This window comes from Pseudovibrio sp. Ad37 (assembly GCF_001623075.1).
Lineage (GTDB): Bacteria > Pseudomonadota > Alphaproteobacteria > Rhizobiales > Stappiaceae > Pseudovibrio.
The window spans coordinates 204,937-219,627 of the sequence record NZ_LMCF01000012.1 but is presented as its reverse complement, the minus strand read 5'-3'; the positions used below and the strand labels follow the sequence as shown (position 1 = coordinate 219,627).

Annotated in this window: 13 protein-coding genes; 4 read left to right on the top strand and 9 right to left on the bottom strand. The window is 51.7% G+C overall.

Going from position 1 to position 14,691, the window contains the following annotated elements; genetic code table 11:
• Positions 1–137 precede the first annotated feature (137 nt).
• Both PsAD37_RS03095 and PsAD37_RS03090 read right to left on the bottom strand, forming a co-directional pair.
• Positions 138–1,082 carry a hypothetical protein gene (locus tag PsAD37_RS03095; protein WP_063294883.1) on the bottom strand — a complete coding sequence of 315 codons (945 nt, stop codon included), beginning with the start codon at positions 1,080–1,082 and terminating at the stop codon, positions 138–140.
• A gap of 87 nt (positions 1,083–1,169) precedes the next feature.
• Positions 1,170–1,610, bottom strand: a complete 441-nt coding sequence (locus tag PsAD37_RS03090) for a winged helix-turn-helix transcriptional regulator (RefSeq protein ID WP_208860016.1) — start codon at positions 1,608–1,610, stop codon at positions 1,170–1,172.
• Positions 1,611–1,746: 136 nt separating this feature from the next.
• On the opposite strand from PsAD37_RS03090, the gene PsAD37_RS03085 reads away from it, so the two are divergent.
• The 4 genes from PsAD37_RS03085 to PsAD37_RS03070 all read left to right on the top strand — a co-directional run bounded on the left by PsAD37_RS03085 (position 1,747) and on the right by PsAD37_RS03070 (position 6,122).
• Complete coding sequence (locus tag PsAD37_RS03085; RefSeq protein ID WP_063294881.1) at positions 1,747–2,124, top strand: VOC family protein; 378 nt, start codon at positions 1,747–1,749, stop codon at positions 2,122–2,124.
• A 200-nt stretch (positions 2,125–2,324) separates the two neighbouring features.
• Positions 2,325–3,611, top strand: coding sequence for a glycosyltransferase (locus PsAD37_RS03080; RefSeq protein ID WP_206600055.1), 1,287 nt, complete (start codon positions 2,325–2,327; stop codon positions 3,609–3,611).
• A 482-nt stretch (positions 3,612–4,093) separates the two neighbouring features.
• Positions 4,094–5,332 (top strand): calcium-binding protein, encoded by a 1,239-nt coding sequence (locus tag PsAD37_RS29360; RefSeq protein WP_063294879.1) that lies wholly within the window; start codon positions 4,094–4,096, stop codon positions 5,330–5,332.
• A 463-nt stretch (positions 5,333–5,795) separates the two neighbouring features.
• Complete coding sequence (locus PsAD37_RS03070) at positions 5,796–6,122, top strand: hypothetical protein (protein WP_063294878.1); 327 nt, start codon at positions 5,796–5,798, stop codon at positions 6,120–6,122.
• A 421-nt stretch (positions 6,123–6,543) separates the two neighbouring features.
• Here PsAD37_RS03070 and PsAD37_RS03065 read toward each other — a convergent pair whose 3' ends face one another.
• The 7 genes from PsAD37_RS03065 to PsAD37_RS03030 all read right to left on the bottom strand — a co-directional run bounded on the left by PsAD37_RS03065 (position 6,544) and on the right by PsAD37_RS03030 (position 14,656).
• On the bottom strand, positions 6,544–7,278 hold the full coding sequence (locus PsAD37_RS03065; RefSeq protein ID WP_063294968.1) for a nucleotidyltransferase family protein: 735 nt from the start codon (positions 7,276–7,278) through the stop codon (positions 6,544–6,546).
• A 31-nt stretch (positions 7,279–7,309) separates the two neighbouring features.
• Complete coding sequence (gene tsaE, locus PsAD37_RS03060) at positions 7,310–8,821, bottom strand: tRNA (adenosine(37)-N6)-threonylcarbamoyltransferase complex ATPase subunit type 1 TsaE (protein WP_063294877.1); 1,512 nt, start codon at positions 8,819–8,821, stop codon at positions 7,310–7,312.
• Between the two features lie 250 nt (positions 8,822–9,071).
• Positions 9,072–11,588 (bottom strand): PAS domain-containing sensor histidine kinase, encoded by a 2,517-nt coding sequence (locus PsAD37_RS03055; RefSeq protein WP_208991652.1) that lies wholly within the window; start codon positions 11,586–11,588, stop codon positions 9,072–9,074.
• 317 nt (positions 11,589–11,905) lie between these two features.
• Positions 11,906–13,306 (bottom strand): adenosylhomocysteinase, encoded by a 1,401-nt coding sequence (gene ahcY / locus PsAD37_RS03045; protein ID WP_063294967.1) that lies wholly within the window; start codon positions 13,304–13,306, stop codon positions 11,906–11,908.
• Between the two features lie 176 nt (positions 13,307–13,482).
• Positions 13,483–13,935, bottom strand: a complete 453-nt coding sequence (locus PsAD37_RS03040) for an NUDIX hydrolase (protein WP_063294874.1) — start codon at positions 13,933–13,935, stop codon at positions 13,483–13,485.
• Positions 13,936–13,960: 25 nt separating this feature from the next.
• Positions 13,961–14,245 (bottom strand): HPr family phosphocarrier protein, encoded by a 285-nt coding sequence (locus tag PsAD37_RS03035; protein WP_063294873.1) that lies wholly within the window; start codon positions 14,243–14,245, stop codon positions 13,961–13,963.
• Positions 14,246–14,251: 6 nt separating this feature from the next.
• Positions 14,252–14,656, bottom strand: coding sequence for a PTS sugar transporter subunit IIA (locus PsAD37_RS03030; RefSeq protein WP_057462958.1), 405 nt, complete (start codon positions 14,654–14,656; stop codon positions 14,252–14,254).
• Positions 14,657–14,691 lie beyond the last annotated feature (35 nt).

Genomic DNA, 14,691 nt, shown 5'->3' with positions numbered 1-14,691 from the left:
AAAGAACCGAATGCTCCTTTTTAGTTCAGTTTTCGGCGGATCACACAGCAAAAAGCACAGCACGGTTTTATATCCCCGCGTGAATACAAATAAATTCGAACGCGCTTCCAAATGACAGTGAACACGCCTCACTTGCGTCAGGTATTTTGCATCACAAATGCAAGCAAACGAGTTTCTTTTTCCCAAAATAGAAACACAGCACCATCACCAAAGAATGCCATGTGGTCGTTGAAATACTCGGGATCCTCAATCGCCCCAATTGATGATTGTTTCAGTTTTGGCCCATTTATTGAAGAAAACTGACATAGGAACGGCATCAATCGGCCTGTTTTCGGAGATTTTGGAAGCACAGAGTCTTGTATAAATGCAGGTACACCAGACACTCCAAGATCAGGTTCTTTTATCCACTTACTGGTGCTTTCTACCCCAAAAGAAACAGGCTCCCAGCCCGCTTGCGTTGCATTCTCCACTACACCGCTCAAACTTTGAATATACTTCTCTTCAACTTGGTCTCGATCAACAATAATCGGGGCCATCGGATCATGGTAGTCCAAAATCAAAGTGCTGTACTCATCAAAAATTGGAATCGATAAATGAAGATCGAAGGGTAACACCGGAAAGTCTTGAGTAGCTAAAGTACCAATATATTGGGTATCATTTGGTTTGCCGGTTTTTGCTGGAGAGAACCCAATTGGAACATCACCTCCCAGTTGGCTACGACCAGATCTTTCTGCCTTCAACTCGTGTTGTTGATTTGCAGTAAAGTTAGGAACACGCACCTTACCTAAGTGTTTATCAAAACCTGTGGTCTCCAGATCCCCAGTTAGACGCATCCAATCTTCGATAGGAGGCCAATCATCTAAATCTGATAACGTAGCAGAACGCGCTGCCTCACCTTGCCCCATCGCAACGCGAATAAGCAATCCACTTTCATCTGTATCTAGCGCAAGTGGTACACACCCAAACAAATGGGATATTGATTGTGCTAATTCTGTATCAATACACAAGATTGATAAGGCTTCATTCGTTTCCTGCTCCCCATCAACCTCAAAGCTGCACGTAGAAAAATATTGGCGTGCCATTCGAACCTCCAAGCTTAAATGTCATACGTGATATTTGTGCCACGACGAAACGTCAACAACCTTTGACAATCTGATTCTCCTTATAAATCACACCCGCAGATCAATTGCGCGGTTGATTTGTTGTCCGGCGTTTGCGGCGCAGTAGGTGGGGAATGGGACGCGGGCAGCAGTGTTGATGTCGCGTTTGATCCACTCTCGCTCCTCAAGCTGAACCAGCGAGGCTGATAGCGCGCGATCGGTGATTGGCACCAGGTTCGTTCTTATTCCTGAGAAGCGCTGAGGAGCGGCGGTGAGCGCCAGAATGGGGACCGTCCAGCTTTTGCGCAATAGGGCGAATTCCTTCTCATCCGGAACTGCGGTCACGATTTTGCTGGCGATTTCGGCGGCCTTGATGCCTGCCGGGGTCAAGCGAAACTCGGGGCGCAGCGGATGACCGTGACCTGGGTTCCTCTCCAGGAGTTTAAGCTGGGTAAGATGCTCAAGACTTGCCGCGAATGACGTGCGGCCAGCGCCCGATGCAGCCAACAACGGGGCCTGCCTGCCGGGAACACCGGAATGCAAGAGAGCCAGAATATTTAGAGACCAAGCCCGAGACGTGAGCTTGACAAGCGTCGCAATGTCCATAATGTATAGTTACTTTATTTTTTAGCAAAAGGAAAGTTTGATGTCTCTCGTTTCTTTGGAAAATACGATTACCCTCGCCATTTCTGTTCGTGACCGCCATGTAAGCGCTGAGTGGTACAGCACCATGCTTGGCTTTGAGCTGATCCATCATATTGATGAAGCCGGCTGGAGTGAAATGAAGACCAAGACGGAAGGCGTTACTCTTGGTCTCGGCGAACAGGCCAAGCCTTCTCCAGGCAATACGGTTCCGGTTTTTGGTATTGGTGACATTGAGAGTGCGCGCGGCTCGTTGGAAGCTGCAGGCGTGAAGTTTGATGGCGCCACCGAAACCATTGAAGGCATGGTGAGCACTGCGACCTTCTATGATCCAGACGGCAATGCGATGATGTTGGCACAGGACCTGACTGTGCCTGCATAGCACCTGCACCTGTTACGTAATCCCCTCGATGGGCAGCAGGGGAACTCCTCTGCCCATCGAGGGGATGATATGGCCTGACAAACAACAAATGCTGTTTTCGGCTTTCCTTTCAAGCCAGTGAGAAAGAGCATTTGGGTCTGGAGCATCTTTGCAAGAGGTCTATACTCTGACAGATGTTGCAGCCTGCTAAGATTCTCATATTGACCTATGGCTCTCGCGGAGATGTTGAGCCCTTTATCGCTTTGGCCTGCGGGCTTACAGCTCGTGGTCACACCGTCACAATCAGCAGTGCTGAGAAATATGGTGACTGGGTCAAGAGTTTCGGTCTGGCATTTGAGCCGCTTTCAAATGACACGATTGATCTGATGACCACTCCTGACGGGATCGCAGCACTGGAGGGGGCCTCCGGGTTTTTAAAGAGGATCGCAGCAGGTGCACGGCTAGCGAAAAAATCTGGTCGGCTGAATGATGGGCTCAACCGTGATGCGTGGCGGGCCGCACAAGCCGTTCAGCCCGATCTCATTGTCTTCCACCCCAAGGTGATGGCTGCGCCTCATATTGCAGAGGCCCTTAACATCCCTGCTGTGATGGGATTGTTGCAACCGATGATCGTCCCGACAAGCGAGTTCCCAGTCGCAGGGATGCCCAACCTGCCGATACCGGGCTACAACAAGCTGGGATACGCACTGGTCAAACTCTCTTATTCGGCTTTCCGGAAATCGGTCAATATGCTGCGAACCGAGATACTGAAACTTCCAGGAATTCGACGTCGCAATGAGGTTTTGTTTCCCCGTGGCGCCCTGCCAATCAAGACGCTTCACGCAATCAGCTCATGGGTTATTCCCCGGCCAAAAGACTGGCCAGATGAAGCGGTTATGAGCGGTTACTGGAGTTTGAAGTCTGACGGGGACTATGAACCACCAGCAAATCTGTGCAGTTTCCTCGAGCATGGCCCTCCACCCGTTTACATTGGGTTTGGCAGTATGACGGTTGAGGACCCCAAAGCGTTGCAAGAGGTTCTTGTTGAAGCCCTGCGAAAGGCAAATGTTCGCGGTGTCCTCTCAACTGGCTGGGCTGGGTTTGACGCCATTGAGAGCGACGATATCCTGAGTGTTTCTGATGTTCCGCATGAGTGGCTGTTTCCGAAGATGGCAGCTGTTGTGCATCATGGTGGCATGGGAACCACTGCCCAAGGGTTTCGTGCAGGCGTGCCTTGCGTTTTGTGCCCCTTCTTCGGCGATCAGCCTTACTGGGCTCAAAAGAGTGTTGCTCTGGGCGTTGGCGCCCCACCTGTGCCTCGCAAAGCCCTAACTTCTGACAGGTTGGCGCACTCCATTCACCTTGCAGTCGATGACGCTGTGCTGAAGAAGAACGCACATGATCTTGCTCTGCATCTACAAAGCGAAGACGGCGTGGGTATTGCGGTTGCTGAGATTGAGACCAGCCTTGCCGGGGTGGCAGAATCCTTCATGAAGACCTCAGTTTAAATCCGAATACAGATCGCACTATGACGGGTTAAGTGCTTCAATCACCTCAAGCTTCCATGTGCGCCTCTAGGTAATTCCAGAGGCGGAGGACAGCAGATTTGAAGGACTGGCGGGATAAATTCCTTACGGTTGGCGAGGTTGGATTGAAAACCGCCGCTCCGAGATAGTCGGGGCGCTGAAATCAATCGGTTGAAAAGTAAAGTGGGTGGTTTGACCATGAATAATGGACTTTTTGCTAAGCACATTTCCCACATGCAGATATGGCGTATTTTTGTTCAACGAAGATAGAGCAAATGGGCATCATGATGTGTGCCGCTTGTTCAGCGACACCGCATCTACCGCTTTCATTGCATCTCTTTGAAAGAGTAAAATCTAACTTAATATTTCAAGACAGGGGTGGTCAGTCAAACACAAGCATGAAGAGCTCATACTATTTGTACAACTTATTGTATATAAACTTATAGAACTCAAGGAAGCGGAAAATGGCAAAGACTACCCGACTTGGCAGCGGCGATGATAATTTCAGCAACTATGACTTAGTAGCTGACCTTGTATATGCAGGTGCTGGTAATGACAGTATCCGCACTCATCATGGTAATGATTTTATCCATGGAGAAAGTGGTGATGATTTTCTGACTGGTGGCGACGGTGATGACATTATTTGGGGGGAAGCAGACGACGATTGGCTTGGTGGCGATGGTGGTAACGATACTCTTTACGGTGGCACCGGTGATGATGGTGTAAGTGGCGGTAACGGCGACGATTACTTAGACGGAGAGAGTGGCGATGACATTTTGTATGGCGGGAGCGGAAACGACACTTACAAGTTTAATAGAGGCAATGAAAAAGATAAAATCATCGATACTTCAGGTAATAATGACACTATTAAGTTCGGTTCTGGTATCAATTTAGACCATGTCAGGGTTGCCGTGGACCCAGTAAACCCCAATGATCTCAAAATCTATATCATCGACCCAGCAAATCCAGATCAGCCCCTTAGTCAGATTACTGATGTGATCACACTCCAAGACGGGGCAAGTGCATCCTCCCCAATCGAGAAGTTTGTGTTTTCTGATGGTACGACACTAACAAAATTAGACTTCCAGACTAATGGTGCAGTCACAATCAATGGTTCTGCTGGAAATGACACCTTAAATGGTTCTTCTGCTGGTGAAACCATCTACGGCAATGGTGGTGTAGACAAAATCAATGGTGGTGGTGGAAATGATACCATCCTAGGTGGTGACGGAAATGATGTTATCCTAGGTGGTTCTGGAAATGACGCCATTCTGGGTGGTGACGGAAGTGACGTTCTCCAAGGTGGCGATGGAGACGATACACTTGATGGTGGTGCTGGTGTTGACTTTATTCGCGGCGGTAGTGGGATCAACAATATCGTGACCGGCGGTGCAGACACCGACGTATTCATGTTTGGCCCAGGTGATGGCCTCAGCGTTGTCACTGATTTTACAGATGGTGTCGATCTCATCGGCTACTATGGAGAGGTGGCTCAGGTTATTCAGAATGCAGAAATCACTGCTGAAACCTTTGCTGGAATTGCTTCGCTTGAAGGTAAATACATTGGGTCAACACTCGTAAAAATTGATGACTCTTTTGCTGTGTTGGATGGATTTTCTACAGATCAGTTCTCTGGTGCAGATCTGTACAACTTGTCAGCCGCAGCTACAGCAACAACTGAAGCTATGGACCTAATAGCGTAGTAAACCAAAACTTTTGCTGCCAACCTTGTGTTGGCAGCTCACTTCTCATTTTCCAGCCTCATTTTGAAAAGAGCTTTAAGTAACTAACATAAGCCACGATAAGTGGTAACTGGCAATAATTACTCTTTTACCCATTCTCTCGGCGTATCCCAACGGCAACACTTCTTTTGCTTTTGCAACTTTTCGTTGACAGGTGGGCGGTTCCATTCCACATTCATATGTGAGGCTTCGAAACCTCTTTGTCAGCGGTAACCGCTCCCGTCAACTAGCGGATTTTTTGTGTCTTTTTCTAAGGGCGCAAACCCTTTGCTATGAGCGGGAGGGCGGTGAATACAACACCTCCTTCGGAGGGGAATAAACTCGCCTGTCTGACTCAGGTTTCGAACCTCCCGCTCGCCAGCGGGCCGTCGAAAGCTCAATGTCGTGCGGTTCATTCAACAGCCAAGTCAGAAAGGCTTTGATTATGGACGACACTGCATGCGCCTGTGGCGCCACAAATACTCTTCAGAATAAATTTGACGACGTGAACTTTGCTGTTTCTGATCTTCAGAACCTTGCTTATATGCAGCATATGGTGCTGAGCGAGCGGATGAAGAACAGTTGCGAACGTGACGTTTTAGTCACTCTGCACTACGCTTTATGTAACCGCCTAGAGGCACTTGATAAGACCTGCGGAACTTTAACTGATGCGTTGTCCGACACGTCCTTCCCTAAAGGATTTTCCGGTCACGCGACACGCAGCGTCGCCTCTCCACCTCCGGTCGAAACCAATATTGTGTCTCTTGATTAGATCACTGTGAACGGCACTCCAAGGGCTGCCTCAACTACCCTTGCACAGCCCTTCATGAGTGTCCTGCTGGTCTGCGGCCGGGCGAATTGTGCCCGCAGGCCAGCATCTTCGTGTGTGTTTTCAGATGCGTTGATGGAGTTTGGATTTAGGGCATGTTCTTTGTGGGATATGCTCTGTTAACCCGCAAACTCAAAGGGTTATGGGTCCCGGCTCGGGGGCCGGGATGACGAGGGAGGTGATGCCTCGCCTCTGGTAACACTTGCCGTCCTGCTAGACGAGCGGAGTGGATGTCCGATATCCAGTGCCAAGATTGCAGGTGTTTGTGAAAGTCGCCAAAATGCATTGAGTATTGGTACTTCAGTCTTAGGAGGGTGTGAGCTGAGGTGGCCCGCGCGATTTGGCGGGCCGTCCTGTTTTGGGTTTAGTTTGTGCTGTTGGCGATGGCGCGTTCTGCGTCATCAAGGCCTTGAGGCGTTCCAACGTGCAGCCAAAGGCCATCGCCTTCGACACCGTAGAGGCGGCCATTCTCAATCGCTTTGTCAAAAAGCAGGTTGAGGGAGAATGGGCCTTCCGGCGTATCCTTGAACAACCGTGGATGGATCATCGCTGTGCCGGAATAGATGAAAGGTGCCACAGAACGCTCATCGCGGCGTTCCAGCTTGCCTTCATCACTCATCAGGAAATCGCCTTTGCCGTCATACCCAACCGCATTCACGGTTGGCGCGAGCAGCATCAGCATATCCATCTGATGGTCATCCCAAGTTTCTACGAGAAGATCCAGATTGGGCTTCACCCCTTCCAGCCAGAAGCTGTCGGAGTTTTTCAAAATGAACGGATCAGTACCAAGCATTGGCAGGGCTTTTTTGATGCCACCACCGGTATCTAAAAGCTCTTCGCGTTCATCTGAGATTTTTACATCCAAGCCTTCAAACCTGCGGGCATGGGCCTCTACAAGGTCTGCAAGGTAGTGCACGTTGACAACGCAGGTTTCGAGGCCAGCATCCTTCAAACGTGATGCTGCGCGCGCGAACATCGACTTACCATCCACCTCGATGAGAGGTTTTGGGGTTGTCGCCGTCAGGGGCCGCATACGTTTACCCAGCCCCGCGGACAAAACCATTGCCGATTTAGGGTGGAAGGAAATTTCTTTAGGCATCTCGTTGTCTCTGTTGTTTTGTTCTCTTGTTTCAGTCGTCACTTTGGCTCGTCTCATTTGACGAGAGTATGACAGTGAACATGGGTTTGAGTTTAACTTCCCCTAATTGTGCAAAGCACTGCCGCACGTAATTGCGGATGCGAGGAAGCATCTCCATGTATTTAGGTTTTCCGAGCTGCTTATCAAGACGTACAAACGCGCCAAGGATTTTGGCATTGCGCTGCAACGCCAACACAGCAACAGCATTCCGAAACGCCATTTCATCAAAAATGGGTTTATGTTTTCTTGCCAAGTCGCAATATCGCTGCAGCAAATGCTCCTGCAGGTCGGCTGGCATGTCCACGCGTGCATCGTACACGAGCGAGGCAACATCATAGGCCGCAGGGCCTATCATTGCATCTTGGTAGTCAATAAGACCTAGCTTATTGAGGCCTGATGCTTCTGGCAACCACATGATATTTGGGCTGTGGTAATCCCGTAAAAGCAGTGTCGGTTCGCTCTGGAAGACTGGCTCCAGCAGCTCTCGCCACGCTTCAACGTAGTCGCGGCCTTGCTGTTCAGTTGCAGGCTCTCCACTGGCGTAAGGCAGGTACCATTGGAGGTAGAGGTCAGCTTCCGTGATCAGTACTTCGAAATCACAGGGTTTCAGCTGATGGGGTTTGCCATCCGCCTGCAGCTCTGTTTGCCAGTTGCAGCTGTGGAGCCGGGCGATATCATCAATGGCCAGCTCGTAGCGCTCTTTGACCGCCTCACCGTTTTCGGTGATGATCTGGTCGCCGAAATCCTCCAGCAGCGCCAATCCGTTTTCAGGGTCGGCGGCCAGTCGTTTTGGTACGCGGAACCCATGATCCGCCAAGGCGTTACTGAGCGCGAAGAAGGCAGTAACGTCCCTGGCGCGATGTACGGTTTCGCCGTAGGTTTTGCCAGTGGGCAGACGCGGCTCTGGCCCAGTTGGCGGACTATCCATAAAGACGACTGTCTCACCGTTTTTGTGAAGACGAAAATAGGTCCGCATAGAGGCATCGCCCTGCACGTGCTCACGCTCGGCATCAATCCAGCCGGATTTTTGCAGCAGAGCGCGGCGGGCGGCGAGGCGATCAAGACGGTTTTGCCAGCTTTCGCAGTTGGCTGTGAAGGTGATCTCGCGGGTGTCTGGCTCGGTGCCTTCTGTCAGCTTCAGGTCCAGCGCTTCTGGCCAGTAGGAGGGATCTCCCATCTCTGGCCATTCAATCAACGCGACGCCGGTTTCCAGATATTCGTCGAGCCCGAGCTCTTCCAACTCCTCCGGCTCTTCAATGCGATAGAGGTCGAGATGGGCGACAGACATTCTCGGCAGGTCGTAGGTTTGAACGAGTGTGAAGGTGGGGCTTGGGACTTCCAGATGAGGGTCAGCTGCCAGATGCCGCAGCAGTGCTCTGCTCAAAGTGGATTTGCCCGTGCCCAGATCTCCGGAAAGAGCAAGTACGTCTCCCTCTTTCAGCAGCTCAGCCAAATCCGCAGCAAAGAGCTCTGTTGCTCTCTGATTGTCGAGAAGTACCTTCATACAATTCGCCTCAAGAGCAGCTGCACATAATCGCGCTCACGCAGAATGCTCTAATCTATACTTTCCAAGCGTCCCCTTAAAGAAAGACTGAACTTACTTACCAAGGATACGTACCAATCTATTAGAGCAGGTCGCGTTCATTTGCAGACACACGACGCGCTCGGAATTCCTCAAGAGTAAGCACTTGCCAAAACCAGCAAGGGAACTCAAGCCCCAGAGGCATTTATCTGACCGAAAACTGAAGGATGAGTTATTCCGCCGCTTCCAGCGAATGGACATGCGGCTCAAGCGGGAAGGTGCAATCCACTGTGGTGCCCTGCCCTTCGGCGGAGGAAATATCGACTTTACCGCCGTGGAGCTCGACAAAGCTTTTCACGATCGACAGGCCAAGGCCAACGCCCTGACGATTTCCACCTGCACCGCGGCCTACAAAGCGCGAGAAGACCTGATCCAGCATCTCCTGAGGGATGCCTGCACCATGATCCTTGATGCGGAAGCGGATTTCGTTTTCCTCTCGCTGGCAGCTGATGTCTACCAAGCCGCCTTTGTTGGAGTAGCTGATTGCGTTGGAGAGCAGGTTGAAGAGAACCTGACGCAATCGACGCTCATCTGCTTTGAGATGGCCAATACCCTCAGGCATGTGGGTGCGGAGCGTGATGTTGGATTCGACCAGACGATCTTTCAGGCCTTCGACAGCTTCAGATACCGTCTGCGCAACATCGACCTCGGAGATTTCGAGTTCCATGATGCCGGCATCAACGGTTGCCAGATCAAGGATGTCGTTGATGATGTGCAGCAGAGCAGACGAGGATGACAGGATGTAGTCGGTGTATTCTTCCTGCTTCGGAGACAGATCGCCGAACTTGGCATCACCCAACAACTGAGCGAAGCCGATGATGGTGGTCAGCGGAGATCGCAGCTCGTAAGACACGTGTTGAATAAAGGCGTTCTTGAGCTGGTCGGCTTCCTGAAGCGCATCATTGGTGGCGTGGAGGGCACGTTCCACGTTGACCGTATCAGTGACGTTCACGAAGGTGAGTAGCGTTCCACCATCTGGCAGCGGTACGGTGACGTAGTCGATAACAGACCCGTCGATCCGCTCCATGCGACCAGAAACGCTGGTGCGGTTGTCGGACAGGCCTGTTACGCCACGGGCGAGCTCTTGCCAACGATCGGACTCACCCATCAGCTCCTTGCAGGTGTCCAGCAGGTCATTGACATGCGGATCTGCTTCGAGGAACTCCTGAGACAGGCCCCAGACCTCGGCAAAGGCCGGGTTAGACAGGCGCATGCGTCCGTTGGAGCCGAACACGGCGACAGCTTCTGTCAGGTGGTCGAGCGTTTCTCGCTGTACCCGGGTGAGTGCGTTGAAGCGGCTTTCCAGATCCAACTGCTCGGTCACGTTCTCATAGAAGTACGTCACACCACCTTGCGGATGCGGGCTGGCGATCACGCGGAGGGTCCGTCCATCTGGCAAATGCCACCAATACGCCTGTGCATCCAAGGCATGGTAGCATTCCAGATGTTTGTTTCTCCAACCACGATAGTCAGCCTGCTCTGGCAGTTTACGAGCTGCGCGCAGGGCGTCGAGCAGCTCGCCTTCTTCCGGCTTGGTCTCCAGGAAGCTCTGATCGATATCCCATAGGGAGCGATAGGCTGCATTGTAGAACTGGAGACGATGATCAGCGCCAAACACGGCCACAGGTGTTTGAAGCTGATCGAGCGTGCGCGTATGGGACTCTAGTGTGCGGCGAAGCTGCCCCTGTACACGTTCAAGCTCGGAAATGTCCTGAGCAAGACCGGCATTGCCATGCTCAGAATTCACGTCAGTCAACTCAAAGACGCGCCGTTCACCCGCTGCCACAACTGGCATTGGCGAATGATAGACACCGTCAGTCTGGCGCATCATGTTGAGTTTGTTGCGGCCTTTAGCTTCCAGAAGCTCGATCTGTTCATCAACCACAGTGCGGGTGCTTTCGGCCTCGACAGCATCCACATAAGCTGAGTTGACCCAGACGAGCTGGCCATGGTTGTCGCGTTGCCATGCAGGCCCCGGCAATGCGTCCAACAGGCTATGAAGCGAGGAGATCTGCTCGCGCAGTTCTTTGTTTTGCTCAGCAAGGCGGGCGCTGAGCTGACGGTCTCCGGTCAGATCACGCAGACGCAGGACTGCCAGCCCACCTGCTGTATGGCCGGATGCTTCCAGATAGACCCCTTCGGTGGTCGTTAAGGTTAACCGGAAGACTTCGCCGTGGCCGCGCAAATGCTCCAAGAAAGCGCGCAGGGCCTCGGCGGATTTGACGTCCAACCATGTCTCGAACTCGACGAGCTGCGAAAGGCCGCCTGCAAGTTCAAGGTTTTCAGGTAGATGTCCGGCAACACCGGGATGCTTGGCCTCACCATCCCAGACCAAAAGGAGACTGTCTTCTGTTTCCAGCAAGCTTTCAAGGCGGTCAATGCGCGCCATCGCATCGGCTCGGTCCTGACGCAGTTGCAGGATCGACAATGAGTCATTCCTGCGGATGCGGACAAGCACGACGGAGGCTGCGACTGCGTACAAGGCTATGCCGGCCGTTGCCGCGACCCAGACAACCTTGAAGGCGTCAACAGAACTACCTGAAAGAGCTGGCAGAATATCCATAGCCTGAGAGAAACCAGCAGCACCCAGGAGAGCAAACACAGCAACGCCCATCAGGTTCAGAACGAGCCTAAACCTTCTACGCCACAGCACGTTAACACGCGCGTGTTTATGCCAGGATGCTGGCATGTTGTGCCCCTTTCTTCGCCGCCTCAGATTCGTGTCACACGCCGCATTGGTGTCACGAATCGCGAATAAGTCGCTCAACTGCCTAACTTAACGACTGATTCGATAATCAACATAACCTGATTGATTTTTGGGAAGAAGAGGATCTTTACAAAAAGTAAACAAATCCTGTGGGCGAAATAATCATCCACCACAATCTGTAGTAAGCCCAACAAGCGCACCCCCAATATATTGAAAGTGTGCTTATTGGACCCAGTAGAATTCATGGAGCTGTTAACGCTAAGTCCCTTAGCGTTAACAGCAATTACGAAGAACGCGTATCAGTACTTGTAGTGCTCAGCCTTGAACGGACCGGATTTGTCGAGACCGAGGTAGTTGGCCTGATCATCGGTCAATTCAGACAGGGTTGCACCAAGCTTCTTAAGATGCAGGCGCGCAACCTTCTCATCCAGATGCTTCGGCAGCACGTAGACTTCGTTTTTGTAGTCGTCGCCTTTGGTGTGCAGCTCCATTTGCGCCAGAACCTGGTTGGTGAAGCTGGCGGACATAACAAAGGATGGATGACCGGTCGCATTGCCAAGGTTAACCAGGCGGCCTTCGGAGAGAAGGATCAGACGCTTGCCATCCGGATACTCGATCAGGTCAACCTGTGGCTTCACATTGCGCCATTTGTAGTTACGCAGCGCAGCAACCTGAATCTCGTTGTCGAAGTGACCGATGTTACAGACGATCGCCATGTCTTTCATGTCGCGCATGTGGTCAGCTGTGATGACGTCTTTGTTGCCGGTGGTGGTGACAAAGATATCGCCTTCACCGATGGCCTGTTCCATCGTCTTCACTTCATAGCCATCCATCGCAGCCTGAAGTGCACAGATCGGATCGATCTCAGTCACGATCACACGGGCACCAGCTCCTTCCAGAGACTGCGCAGAGCCTTTGCCAACGTCGCCGTAACCAGCGACAACAGCAACTTTACCAGCCATCATGACATCAGTGCCGCGGCGGATACCGTCTACGAGAGATTCACGGCAGCCATAGCGGTTGTCGAACTTGGACTTGGTGACAGAGTCGTTCACGTTGATCGCAGGGAATGGCAGGTCGCCCTTCCTCTGCATTTCGTATAGGCGCATAACACCCGTGGTTGTCTCTTCGGAGACGCCTTGGATGTTGCCCTTAACTTTGGAGTAGAAGCCCGGGTCTTTTTCGAGGCGACGCTTGATCGCTGCGAAGAGAGCGGTTTCTTCTTCGTTGGACGGGTTGTCGAGAACGGATAGGTCTTTCTCAGCTTTCGCGCCGAGAAGAATCATCAGAGTTGCGTCGCCGCCATCATCCAGAATGAGGTTTGCGGTTTGGCCGTCGCCCCAATCGAAGATTTTGTCCGCATAGGTCCAGTATTCATCAAGGGTTTCGCCTTTTTCAGCGAACACCGGAACACCAGCTGCTGCGATTGCAGCTGCAGCCTGATCCTGCGTGGAGAAGATGTTACAAGATGCCCAGCGAACTTCTGCACCCAACTCAATGAGGGTCTCAATCAGAACCGCTGTCTGGATGGTCATGTGCAGAGAACCAGCGATGCGCGCGCCTTTCAGAGGCTTACTTGCACCAAATTCCTCACGACAAGCCATCAGGCCCGGCATCTCGGTTTCGGCAATTTCAATTTCAGTACGACCCCACTCTGCAAGTGAGATGTCTTTGACGTAGTAATCGTTAGACGCAGTCATTAAATCTTCCTGAAAGCCCGGGCCCATAGTCCCCTCCCGCGTGATTGATGAGTGCTCGCAAAATGAGCGTACACTGCATGCTGTTATACATCACAGGAGAAGACGAACGCAATAAAGATATAAAGGTTTCTTTATATCAACCTAAAGTACAGGTGAATTCAGGAATGCGGAGTGGCTTATACGCTTCTTGGAAGGTAAGGCTTTAGAATTTCTAGGATATTTTCAGGGAAGATCGTCAGTGATGTGGCTTCGAGCTCTTTCCGCGTCCACCAGTGATGCACTCTCATTACCTGAGTTTCTATCACTGTGTGGGGGAAATAGTCGATTTTCGAGTCGGAAACGGTGACAAAGAAAAAATGCTCTTCAGCATCTACCACCTCACCGGATGGTGTCTGAAAAACCGCTCTTCTGGCGTGGATCACCTCACCGACAGGTTCGGTGCTTCCGGTTTCTTCCAGAAGTTCGCGGCGGGCGGCTTCTTCAAAGCTCTCACCCGGCTCAATACCACCGCCAACGGTGGCCCAATAGTCCTGGCCTTTGAGAGGGCCTTTGTCGAACTTGAAATTGAAGAGGAGAATTCGGTCTTGAGGATCAACCACCAACAGGCGGGAAGCTGGGCGCTTTTTCATGAGATCCTCTAGGTGCTGGCCTTATTTAGTCTCTTTCACCGAAACCATCTTCCACCAGATGCGCGATCGCGGAGATAGCTTCTTCTTTCTGATTGCCGGTTACGACAACGTGGATTGAGCAGCCTGGGCTGGCTGCAAGCATCATCAGCCCCATGATGGAGGTTCCACCAACAGTTTGGCCGTCCTTAGAAACTCTTACGTGGGCATCAAAAGTCTCAACCAGCTTGACCAGCTTAGCTGAGGCGCGCGCGTGCAAACCACGGGTGTTCACGATGGTCAGATCGCGAGCTAACACAGTGCATTCATCCATATTTTCTTAGCCTTGCCCGGACAGGACCTGCGAAGCTACGGAGATATACTTCTGTCCTGCACTGCGGGCTTCTTCTACCGCTTCGGCGAGCGATTTTTCATTTCGAACGCTTGCCAGTTTTATGAGCATCGGCAGGTTTACACCAGCTACGACCTCAACGCTACCACCATCCATCACAGAAATAGCGAGATTAGAAGGCGTACCGCCAAACATGTCGGTAAGAAGGACAACGCCAGAGCCGTCGTTGACAGCTTCAACGGAACGCAGGATGTCCTGACGACGTTGTTCCATATCATCATCTGGGCCGATGCTAATGGTTGCTACCCGGTCCTGTGGACCCACAACATGCTCAAGAGCCGATTTGAACTCTTCTGCCAACCGACCATGGGTGACAAGAACTAGACCAATCATATATTTCCCGCGAACTAACAGAGTGTCTACTCTTA